The organism is Candidatus Methylacidiphilales bacterium, from assembly GCA_028713655.1.
Lineage (GTDB): Bacteria > Verrucomicrobiota > Verrucomicrobiia > Methylacidiphilales > JAAUTS01 > JAQTNW01.
This window is the reverse complement of the sequence record JAQTNW010000068.1, coordinates 1-8872: the sequence shown is the minus strand read 5'-3', so window position 1 is coordinate 8872 and position 8872 is coordinate 1. Positions and strand designations below refer to the sequence as shown.

6 protein-coding genes are annotated in these 8872 nt (G+C 55.6%); 4 read left to right on the top strand and 2 right to left on the bottom strand.

Annotated elements, in window-relative coordinates; genetic code table 11:
* Nucleotides 1–1169, top strand: a 1169-nt coding sequence (locus PHD76_14750) for a glycoside hydrolase family 38 C-terminal domain-containing protein (protein MDD5263099.1), incomplete at its 5' end; no start/stop codon positions are given.
* Between the two features lie 355 nt (nt 1170–1524).
* On the opposite strand, the gene PHD76_14745 is transcribed toward PHD76_14750, so the two are convergent.
* Both PHD76_14745 and PHD76_14740 read right to left on the bottom strand, forming a co-directional pair.
* Nucleotides 1525–3354, bottom strand: coding sequence for a hypothetical protein (locus PHD76_14745; GenBank protein ID MDD5263098.1), 1830 nt, complete (start codon nt 3352–3354; stop codon nt 1525–1527).
* Entirely contained in the window at nt 3351–4583 is a 1233-nt protein-coding gene (locus tag PHD76_14740; GenBank protein ID MDD5263097.1) for a TlpA disulfide reductase family protein, read from the bottom strand. Before PHD76_14740 ends, PHD76_14745 begins: the two co-directional genes overlap by 4 nt.
* Nucleotides 4584–4772: 189 nt before the next feature.
* On the opposite strand from PHD76_14740, the gene PHD76_14735 reads away from it, so the two are divergent.
* The 3 genes from PHD76_14735 to PHD76_14725 form a co-directional block, all read left to right on the top strand.
* Nucleotides 4773–5864, top strand: a complete 1092-nt coding sequence (locus PHD76_14735) for a LacI family DNA-binding transcriptional regulator (protein ID MDD5263096.1) — start codon at nt 4773–4775, stop codon at nt 5862–5864.
* 404 nt (nt 5865–6268) lie between these two features.
* Nucleotides 6269–7045, top strand: a complete 777-nt coding sequence (locus PHD76_14730) for a PEP-CTERM sorting domain-containing protein (protein MDD5263095.1) — start codon at nt 6269–6271, stop codon at nt 7043–7045.
* Between the two features lie 428 nt (nt 7046–7473).
* Nucleotides 7474–8872 (top strand): hypothetical protein (locus tag PHD76_14725; GenBank protein ID MDD5263094.1); only part of this gene is annotated, 1399 nt, incomplete at its 3' end.

The following is an 8872-nucleotide window of genomic DNA, read 5'->3' as shown; positions in this document are numbered from 1 at the left end:
TCATCCATCATGAACATCTTGCAATGATGAATGTCCCCTGGCGCAAGCGTGTGGTTTTTCAGGCCAAGCTGCCGCCGATGAGCTGGTCCGTTTTTCAAGTGGGGCTCGCGAAGAAAATGAAAAAGACGGCACGGGGCGCCTCGCCGGCGACCGCGGCGAAACCGGGAACGATCCGCAATTCTTCGTACCGCATCTCCGCGCGAAAAGGCGCCTCCGCGTTGCAGATTTTTCACAAGGGCAAGCCTTTGTTCCAGGGGCAGGGCTTCTCGGTCATGAAGATCGAGGATATCTGGGGTTCATGGGGCGGTCCTGGCGATGCGCTCTTGGACACGCCCGCGAAACTTATTCAAGAAAAATGGAAGATCAGCGGCGTTGAACTCATTGAAAAGGGACCGGAACGGGCTTCGGTCTGGGTGCGCTTTGCGGGCAAGCACTCGCGGCTGGATCTGACATTCTTTTTGGCCCGGCAGCGCCCAGTGGTGGATGTGCAGGCACGGGTTTTCTGGAATGAACGGAGCAGTCGGCTCAAGCTGGTCTTTCCCGTCGGCTCAGTAGCGGAGGAGGCAGAGTTTGAAGTACCTGGTGGAGTGACCAAGCGCGGCATCGCAGGGGAAGTGCCCGGTGGCCGCTGGGTGCGTGTACGCCGGCCCGGTGGAGGCGTTTTTGGTTTTGCCAGTGATGCGCTTTATGGATTCAAATGCGAGAAGAGGGCGTTTCACGCCTCGATTGTCCGCGCCACGCATTATGCGAGCAGTGTCGGTAAAAAATTCACAGCGGACATCTGGCGGCCCGCCGTCGATGCCGGTGAACTGAGTTTCCGATTTCTTATCACGACCGATGCGTCCGCGCTGCCCCGGCTTGCCCAGGAATTGGAGCAGCCGCTTATTAACCAGCCGGTGCCGCCTCACGCGGGTCCGCTTCCGGGCCAGGGTTCTCTTTTCAGCCTGAAGCCATTGAATGTCCAGTTGTTGGCGCTTAAGCCCGCGGAAGATGGGAAGGGCTGGATTGTGCGGGTGCAGGAAATGGCTGGAAAAGCATCCCCTTTAAGCGGAACCTGGCTCAATCAGGAGATTGACTTTGGTTTGATTCAGCCCTGGTCCATCCATTCCTTCCGTCTGGCGCGCCAGGGGCAATTCTGGGCCGCTACAGTGTCGCATACGCTGGCATAGTTACATAATGCCGTTGGAGTCGCATTCAAAAACCAGGGTTGCCACGCCGAAGCTAGCGAAGGCGGGAGCTACCCTGGGTAAAATCAAAAAATCATCCCGAACTGCTGAAAGCGGTTCTGTCCGTCTCTTGGGCAAGTCCGGCGGGCACAAACTCCGGCATGCGTTAGCGCGCCCCTTCAGGGCTTGAGATTTTACACTATTCATATTCCTGGGGCGATGCCCCAGGCTGGTATGGGCCGCACCTTTGGTGCTTCTCTCAAGAATCCCGCGTTCTTTCCCGCTCAAAACACCTTTTTGAAAGGTTTGAGTTCTCGCGATGACGATGCACACGACAGCGTTATTGCGAGGAGTTGGCTCAGTTTACAGTTAGGTTCAAGCGCACCGGGCGCCCAGGGCGCACAACGCAGCGCCAGGGAATTGCCTCAAATCCGGGGACGTGGTTGTACACTCTGTCGATTAGCGGCATTTTCGAGCTGTCGGGCGGTTCGGCAGAAAGTTCTACTGATTTACCGGCGATCGTAATTCGCGCGCCGGTTTTCGTGGCGGTCACGGGTGTATCTCCTGACACAATCAGTGGCACAGACAGCTCTGCTTCCACACCTGCCGGGCCCTGCAACTCGACTTCCAGAGTTGCGGCCTCGCGGGTGAAGCGCCAGTGCGAGATCACCAGGACCGCGCCTTCGGGTGGATCGCGCAATTCCTCGTCCAGCAGCCGGGCGCGAGTGATGACGCCGGCGCCATCGTGATCCACCGTGAGTGTTGCCTGCGTATCGCGAACACTGCGCCAGGATGAAGTTCCGCGTTGCATGACTGCTTCCGGGGTCAGTGGGTAACGATCCTGTTCCCGATGCGCGGGCTCCATGTTGTATGGCTCCCGAAGTTGATAGTCAATCATACTGGAACTCAGCAACGGTCCGAGCGCGTCGTGCCACAGCAGGGTACAGCTTCCACCGCAGGGCGGATAAAGTGTGCGGACAGCGCCGGTGGGGTGGTCATTGTAGCCGATGTCGGAAACGCTGAAGCTGGCCCGCCACGGTCCCTGTCGCAAAAGCGTGACACCGAGATCCGGATAAGAACGTGCGTCATCTTTTACGGGCGGCGGTGCGGCGTGCGGTGGCAGCGGCATGGGTTGATCGAGGAGGAAGGCAAGCCCCTTTGCGTAGCACATTGTGTGATGGGCACAGGCATGCATTCCGCGGCGCGCATGGTGATAACCCGGATGCAACAGCCCGTCATGTGTTGCGTTCTCCAATCCGCCAAGGACGGTCCCGACGGCCGCCGCGCAGGTTGGGTCACGCCTGGCCATCAGCACCAGACCCGGCAGACAACCATCCGAGGTGCGGCTGCCCCACCACATCCACTTGAATTGACGTGTGCTCCAGCCTGCATCCCAACCGCCGTCCGGCAGGAGAAAGGACAGGTGCATGCGGTAACCGTCGGCGACCGCAGCAAGCACCCTGATGTCGCCGGTTAATTCGGCGTAGAGTGCGAGGTTAGGCAGGGACTCGTCAATATTGTAGCCGAGATCGACGGCGAATACTCCTCGCGGCGAGGGGCCCTTCCTGCTTCCTTCGCCCCATATAAAGCCCTGCGGAGAGACGTAGCGATCCAGCACTGCGTGCGCGAGTTCCTGCGCGCGCGGCAACCATTCCGGTCGTTTGCACAACTGTGCTCCTAGCGCCAAAGCTGCGGGGGCTGAAGCGGGGTAGTTGATGTTGCCGGTGTTCAGGGTGAAGCTGCGGTTGATAAAGCCCACGGCAGCTTCCAGTCGTTTGAGCCATACTGCCCCTGTTGCTGATGGCAGCAGATCGTTATGGTAGCGGAGTGCCTGGCCCAGGGCGATGGCGCCGAACACGGTCGTGCCCCACCAGCCGGACTCGAGATCGTTCATCCAACTGCCGTCCCCGGGGCTGACACGCGCTTCCGCCCAGTTGAACAGGTCCTCTGCGGCACGCACCCAGCGTTCCTCGCCCGTCGAGCGGGCCAGATGCATGAACGGGTAGATGGCATCGCCGCAGCGTCCATGTACCCGGGCGCATGCCGGGCAGAGCAGTGCGCCTTGCAAGCTGTGGATCGGTTCACGTATCTGGAGCGAGAGGAGGGACTCTCCCCAGGCACGCAGCAGGCGCCCGGCGCGTTCTTCCGGTGTAAGAGAGGATTGGGTGCTCAAAATGTCGGAGCTCAATTAGGCGTCTGCAACAGTTTCTCGACCTGTCCCGCAAGATTCTCGCGTCCGTTGGTGCCCGCGATTTTACCTTTTTTATCGAGAAGCCATATCGAGGGTATCCCATGAACACCCCACAGGGTGCCCAGCTTGTTTTGCCAGCCCATCCCGTCGAAATATTGCGGCCAAGCCATGCCGTTTTGTTTGGTGAACGCGAGCAAGTCTTCCTTTTTGCTGTCGTACGAGATGCCGACGATTTCAACTCCCTGCTTGTGATATTTCTGGTAGAGGGCCACCACCTCTTTCTCTTGTGGCACACAGGGAGGGCACCAGCTTGCCCAGAAATCAAGCACCACGACTTTTCCGCGCAGCTTGGCAAGATCGACTTTTGCGCCATCCACAGATGTGAATTTCAAATCCACAGGCTTGGTTTTTAAATCCGCCAGGACCTTTTGCTGGGCAAGCTGTTGTTTGGCCATGTCTGCGACTTCGGGTTGGGAATCGGAAGCCAGTTTTTCCAATAAAGACTGGTAGCGGTTTGGGTCACCCGTATTTTGGGAAATTTGAAGTTGCAGTGTGCGTAATGACATCATGGATTGGGAAATTTCCTTTTCATCCGCAAATTTCTTTTTGAAATCGTCAATCTGGCCGTCGATGGACTTCCAGACGGTTGGGTTGTTGTCCTTGTCACGGGCCAGGGCCATGATCGATCCGAAAAGATATCCCATGCCGGCATGGAGGCGGATGGCGCGGGGCGCTTTTTTATCGTTGTAGATCTGGTTGAATTCTTGGATCAATGCCGATTGGATGGGAGCGGTGGGCATTCTCAGGTTTTCCTCAATGCCGCCGACTTGGATCAATTGCATTCTGGCTTCCCACCAGTTTGGATCCGAAGGGTACCTGGCGATGAACAATTTTAAGGTGGCCTCGATCTGTGAGATGAGTTTTTTGGCATCCGCTTTGTCGGACTTGGGACGGATTGCCATGTGCAGGTAAGGCGCCACGTTTTGTTTTTGTTGGGTAAAATGAACCCACAACGCGTCCGCCGTTTTGTATTTGGACAAATCATCGGTCTCAGGCGCGGGCGGCATTTGAAGCGGAGACGGAGTTGCGGTTGCCGTACTGTTTGCCTGAGGCGCCGGAGGCATTGGCGGAGCGGCGGGGGGTGGGGAAGAAGAGGGCGCGGCGGCATTCAGGGAAAGGATGAAGGAGAAGAAAACACCAATCTGAAGGAGTGTGTGTCGTTTCATGGCGCATGTTTCTATCACCAGTACCGCCCCTGAAGCAAACCGTCTTTGCGATCTTCCTGTAAAAAGGTGCTGCTCTTTTCCCATCTGTGTGAGTTTACGGAGGGTACTGCCTTGTTCCGCAAAAATCCTTTGACCTCATTCATTATTGGGAGTTTTCTACTTTCGTATGTTTCATGGGACTTCCGATCGATGAAGCAAAAATCTTCAAAAGCAAGCCTGGGGGATGTCGCCAAGGCCGCGGGTATCTCCACCGTTGCGGCGTGCTATGCATTGCGGAACCAGCCGGGAGTCAGCAAGGCAACCCGGGAACGGGTCCGGCGCATTGCCAAACAACTGGGTTATGCACCCGATGCCCGCATAGCTTCCTGGATGGCAACGATGCGTGAGGCCAAATCCAAGGACTTGCTGCCCATTGCCTGGTTAAATACCACCCGGGAAAAAGATGCCTGGCAGAGATTCAAGTTCATGGCACCTTATCTGGAAGGCGCCCGGGAACGCGCGATGCAACTGGGCTATCGTCTCGAAGAGCTGTGGCTGCAGGAACACGGTATGACCGTGGCGCGCATGAACTGCATTCTCCACCAACGGGGTATCGAGGGAGTCATTGTCACCTATCCTGCAAGACATCTGCGGCTCAACTGGGATCATCTGGCCAGCATTTCTTTGGGGGGTGACATGCTGGCACCGCGCCTCCACTGGGTCACATCTGACGCCTATTACAATCTTCTTCTCGCGCTCAAAATGGCAAAACGCCACGGCTATCGACGCATTGGGGTTTGTCTTACGGAATATTTTGACCGCGGTTCGGCCCGCTCCACCCGTGCCGCAGCGCATTATTTCCATACGACGGCCCCTAAACTCGAAAAAGTGCCGCCCTTGTTTTATCCCGGGGAAAATGAGGTGCACTGGCCCGTGTCAAAAAAACAAATTGCGGCTTGGTTGTCCCGTTACAAACCCGACGTGATTATTTGCCATAGCAATTACATTGTGCCATGCGTCGAGGAAATCGGGTATCGCGTTCCCGAGGACGTCGGAGTCGTTCACCTTGCCACCGACGATGATGTGAGCGACTGGGCGGGCATCACGTCGAATCGAAGGCAAATAGGCGCGACGGCTGCGGAACTGGTTGTTTCATTCATGCTCAGTCGCCAGTTTGGCGTGCCGAAGATTGCCATGAGCACACTCATTCGCGGCTCCTGGCATCCCGGGCTTACGTTGCTGATTCCGAAGCCGGATACTTCACCGCGTCCCCGGGCACAGGTTTTAACGCCAAGGGCATAAGGCGCAAAGCCGCAAGAAAACAAATACTTTTTTACAGGAAGATCGCGAAGAACGCGAAAATTTAACTACGGACTCCGACATTTGTCGCGAGCGGATGGACAGGTGTAGGAATCTCACTCTTAATCCTACTCTTACTCCATCTCAATCTCTCTTTGGAAAAACGTCCTTTGCGATCTTCCTGTTAAAAAATCCGTGTTCTCGCGGGCTCCCTGACCTCCGTAGCCTTGGCGAAGGAGGTGGCGTCGGAGGTTGCAGTGAACCCGGTTTTTATCCGCCCGTCCGGGCGGATTAACTTAATCTTAAGCTAACAAATTCTTGCTTCAACGCCATTGCTTGGGTTATCGTTCAAGCGTAAGGAAAAGAGGATTATTGCGAAATAAAGGCCACTTTAAATAAGTGGAACTATGAACAACGCAAAACGAAAATTATTCGCAGTTATGTTGGCTTCGGACCTTTTGTTCGCTGCGGCAGCCCAGGCGCAGCTTAGCATCGGAATCGATTTCAGCGGAGCAGGAACCCCGATCCCGGCGACAACTTCGGCGGGTGTTGTCCCGCAAGCCAATTGGAATAATCTAAGTACAACGAGTGGCAGCCTTGCGGCCGGGCTCGTTCTAGACAGCAGCGGGGCTGTTGCTTCCGGGGTTTCCGCCTCGTGGGGTTCCAATGGGAGCAACACTTTGTTTGGCTTTGGAAGTAATTTCACAGGTGCTGATCCCAATCAGACCGGTGATACAGACCTGTACAGTCAAGGTTTGCTTACCTTTGGAGGGCCCGGGAACTGGTATGGCCACATCACTCTAACGGGCATTACGTATGCCACCTATGATGTATATGCTTACTTTTCAAGTAACCCAAGTACTTCCGGCTTGGTCAATTTCAATGGCACGACTTTGAGCGGCGGCTTGTACACGGATGGAACGACGTTCAACTATTCAAGCGCCAATCCCTCGCAATACGGCAGCAACTATGTTGCAGCCACCGGGGCTGGCGGCCCTGCGAATTATGCCGTTCTATCCGGCGTGACTGGATCAAGTTTAACCGTCTATGAATCCTCAGGCAATGGTTCGTTGGTGGGTATTCAGATCGTCTCTGCTGTTCCCGAACCTTCCACCTACACGATGCTGCTCGGCGGTTTGGGTTTGCTCATCGTCTTTCGGAGATTCAGCGCCCGCAAAGTGTGAGGGGAGAGGATGGAGGCCTGAGATCAGAAGACAGAGATCGGAAGACAGAAGATAGTAGTCAGAATTTAGAAGTTTGAATTGTCCGCAGCAGCGGGCTTTTGGGGTGGGCGGCATGTTGCCCGCCGGGAGGAAGGTGGCGCAATGCCACTGTAAATTGCTGGAGCCTTCGTTGTAGTTAAAAACGCGCCCACGTCTCTTTTTGGCGCTTTTGAAATTGATGGAAAAAACAAGTTCACAGGGAGCGAGGGAATTTGCTTACCCAAGAATAAGCGGAGCTATGTCCGGTAATCTTATTCTAATATCGTTTGCCTGAAACTGTAGTCAATAAGACGACCATAATAAGAAGCATGAACGCTGACATGAGAGCAGAAATGGCACGAATCCAAGCCAAGGTCGGCATTTCTGCCTTAATCAAAGGATTTGTCCAAATGCCCGCACATCGAAGCCCAGTGACGGCGCTTGCCGTCCTGTTGTTCGCAACCCAAGCCACGGCTCAGGCCTCCTCGGGCCCCGTGTCATTCACCGCCGACAACCAGACGATTTCAGGGCTGACGATTATTGTCCCGAACGGCAGTTCCACACCGGCAGTGACCCTGGCAGGCCACAAAGGGTGCAAGCTGCTTAATTGCCTGATCAAGCACCAGCTTGGCACGGGAGTTTCGATCACTGGCGGTTCCGATGATTATACGATAGACACCTGCAATATCATTTGCACAGCCGCACCCGCAGTTGGGCCGAATCCAAATTCAGGTATGAATAATATTTATGTGAACGCCTCGGCTCGCGGCAAGATCAACAATGTCAGATTGGAAAATGGATCAACCGGCATCTACATGGTGCAATGCTCGCAGGGGCCGACAATCACACAGATCGAAGGGCACAACATGCGCGGTCCTTTCCCACGCGGCCAACTCATGCAGGCTGACAATTCCCCAAACGGATCTCTGAGCAACTTCTCGATAGTGAATGACCGGAACATCGCATGGACCGAGGATTGCATCAACATTTATGAGTGCAGCGGTTGGTCGATCTCGCAGGGGCTTATCGATGGAAACAACAGTCCGAGCGGTGATAATATTATTTTTGAAGGCTATCCCGGGGCGCTCACCACCAGTGGCACTGTTGATCATGTTGACTCGATCCACTTTGGGAATGGCGCATTCGGTTGCGCGGGCGCGCAAAACATTGTTTTTACAAATTGCCGCGCCGATTATGTGAGTTTGGCAAGCTGGCAGGGCCGCGGAACACCGCTGAGCAACGGGTTGATCTTCGGGGCGATCAACAACGGTACAAACCATAGCAGCAACATTACATATGCGTCCACTTGCCTGTGGGGACCAAATGCCGGAACGAACATCGCTTACGAAGTCGCAGAAATGAATTTCAGCGCCACGGGCCCGACGGCCTTTACGCCACGCGCACCGCTATCATTAACGGTTCCTACAGATGGTGGTTCAGCGACCTTGACCCACCAATACACGTTCAACGCGGGTAACTTCAATGACAGTGTTGGGACGGCCAACGGGACGCTGAACGGAAGCGCCAGCATCAGCGGTGGCGCGTTGCAGTTGTCCGGCGGTAGCAATGGGACTGCGTATGGTTCCCTGCCGACATCGGTCATGAGCGGGCTTACCAGCGCCAGCTTTGAAGGCTGGTTTACGGAGAGTGCGATTGCGAACTGGGAGAAGGTGTTTTTCCCGGGGAACACCGACACGAGTTCCTTCCTTGGCATGAGCACTTCCGAAGGCACCAACGGCCGGGGCCGCAGCGATTTCCTGGGGGCAGGCGGGGGCCAGTTTGCCACCGCAGACGTGGCGGTCACCCCGG

Excerpts from the sequence above, each read along its gene's own strand:
- PHD76_14740 (MDD5263097.1), bottom strand. The coding sequence starts at position 4,583 with ATGAAACGACACACACTCCTTCAGATTGGTGTTTTCTTCTCCTTCATC.
- PHD76_14735 (MDD5263096.1), top strand. The coding sequence starts at position 4,773 with ATGAAGCAAAAATCTTCAAAAGCAAGCCTGGGGGATGTCGCCAAGGCC.
- PHD76_14730 (MDD5263095.1), top strand. The coding sequence starts at position 6,269 with ATGAACAACGCAAAACGAAAATTATTCGCAGTTATGTTGGCTTCGGAC.